Consider the following 2,263-nt stretch of genomic DNA (forward strand, 5'->3'; position numbering starts at 1 on the left):
ACGCGGCGTTCGCGGCGCGTTGCGTGCGGCCAGGCCTTCCAGCAGCGGCAGGCCGTGCAGGCGCGTGATGAAGCGCAGGATCGACGTCGTGTCGTAGAAGTTGTGGTCGACGGCGCCCTTCTTCGCGTACGGCGAGATGACGATCGCGGGGATGCGCGAACCCGGGCCCCAGCGGTCGCCCTGCGGCGGCGCCACGTGGTCCCACCAGCCGCCGTTCTCGTCGAAGGTAACGACGACGACCATGTCCTTCCACTGCGGCGACTTCTTGAGGTGCTCGATCACGTTGGCCACGTGGGCATCGCCGGACTCCACGTCCGAATAGCCCGCGTGCAGGTTCAGGTTCCCCTGCGGCTTGTAGAACGTAACGGCCGGCAGCCTGCCGGCAATGGCGTCGGCGATGAATTTGTTCGAGATCGGGCTGTCGCCCATGCCGCCGTCGCGCAGGTGCTCGGCGCGCGCCGCGGTGCCCGGTCCGAACTGCCTGAAATAGTTGAACGGCTGGTGGTGGAACTGGAAGTTCGGCCGCTCGCCTTCGCCGCGGCCGTCCAGCGCCGCCTGCCACGCACCCGCGTACCACGCCCAGCTGACGCCTTTCTCGGACAACAGGTCGCCGATCGTTCGATACGTTTGCGGCGGCAGCACGGCCGGGTCTTGCGGATCGGCCAGGTGCGCATCGCCGCCCGGTGCCGGGCGCACCCAGCTCGGCTGGAACGGCGGCGCCATCGTGTTGACCGCGTAGCCGTCCGGCGTGATGGCGCCGTTGTTGACGAACTTCGGCTTGCCCTCCAGCGCGGACTTGGGCGACTCCGGCGCGAGCGCGAGACGGACGCCCGTCGGGCCGTCTTCCAGCACTGCGATCTTCTTCGCGGCCGGCGTGGACGCCGCATCGAAGAATTCCGGTACCCGGCCGCTGACCAGGAACTGGTGGTTCAGGTAGGAGCCGCCGAACGCGCCCATGAAGAAATTGTCGCACAGCGTGAATTGGCGCGCGATCTGCCACAGGCCCAGGTTCTTCGACGTCTCGCCATAATGCCCCATCGTCAGCGCGCCGTTGTCGCCCCACGCGACGAAGCCGTCGTTCTTGCCGCCGTTGATCTGCATCTGGTTCTGGTAGAACAGATGCCACAGGTCGCGCGTGACGATCGCTTCCGGCAGCGGCTTGCCGGCGGCATCCGTCAGCCTGAACGGCGCGTTGGGAAGATGCTGGATGTCGTCTTCCCTGATCAGGTAATCCGTGCCGCCGATGTTCTGGCGCGCGGGCACCATGCCGCCCCAGATCTTCGGCAGTTCCGGCAGGACGCTGCCGTCGCGGTCCTTCTGCGGGACGGCGTTCGCCGCCGGCAGCGGTTGCGCGAGGCCGGGGAAGTCCGCGAACAGGTTGTTGAAGCTGCGGTTCTCCAGGTAGATCACGACGACGTTCTTGACGTGCGCCTTCAGCTTGGCGTCCAGCGAGCCCGCGACCGGCTTCACCGCCTTGGCCGGCTTCGCTTCTGCGGCCGGTGGCGCGATCGACGCCGACAGGCCCACGGCGGCCGCGGCCTGGAAGATGCGGCGGCGCGCGGGGCTGGCGGGGTGGTCGTCGTCGTGATCCTGCATGGCGTTCTCCTGGGGCGCAAAGCATCGATTATCTGTTCTTTTTGCCATCAGGAAAAGAAAAAAGCCCGTCAGTACGGGCAAAAACGACAGCGATCGCTTACAACTCCTTAACGCCGATTTACCCGCGCTCAGTTGCGCTTAACCGCGCTTAACATCCCGCCGGGCCAGAATCCGGGAACGAATCGACGAAAGGATCACCATGAAACGCACCGCGCTCGCCGTCCTCGGCGCCCTCTTCCTGGCCTGCGCGCCCCTCGCCCACGCCGACGACACGCCGGCCCCCACCGCGCGCCCGACGCTGAAACTGCCGCAGGCGCAGGTGGAACGGCTGCTGGAGGTCTACGCCCTGATCAAGCAGAACTATGTCGGCGAGGCCGACGACAACACGCTGTTCGACGGCGCCCTGTCCGGCATGCTGGCCGCGCTCGACGCGCACTCGCGCTACCTGGACAAGGACGCCATGCGCGACGTCGGGCGCGAGAACAGCGGCGAGTACGTCGGCATCGGCATCGAGGTCGAAGGCGACCGCAAGCAACTACGCGTGGTGTCCGCCACCGAAGGCTCGCCGGCCGAACGCGCGGGCGTCCGGCCAGGCGACGTGATCGTCTCGGTGGACGGCGCGCCCGTCGCCGCCATGGCGGGCGACGACGTCGCGCGGCGCATGCAC

Annotated in this window: 2 protein-coding genes; one reads left to right on the top strand and one right to left on the bottom strand. The window is 67.7% G+C overall.

Annotated features, from left to right (window positions below; all coding sequences use genetic code 11):
* Positions 1-1,596, bottom strand: a 1,596-nt coding sequence (locus ACEN88_RS29620; RefSeq protein ID WP_413345455.1) for an acid phosphatase, incomplete at its 3' end; no start/stop codon positions are given.
* Positions 1,597-1,795: 199 nt separating this feature from the next.
* On the opposite strand from ACEN88_RS29620, the gene ACEN88_RS29625 reads away from it, so the two are divergent.
* Positions 1,796-2,263, top strand: a 468-nt coding sequence (locus tag ACEN88_RS29625) for a PDZ domain-containing protein (RefSeq protein WP_413345456.1), incomplete at its 3' end; no start/stop codon positions are given.

Origin of the sequence: Massilia sp. CT11-108, assembly GCF_047302915.1 — a bacterium.
Taxonomy (GTDB): domain Bacteria; phylum Pseudomonadota; class Gammaproteobacteria; order Burkholderiales; family Burkholderiaceae_D; genus Telluria; species Telluria orientalis.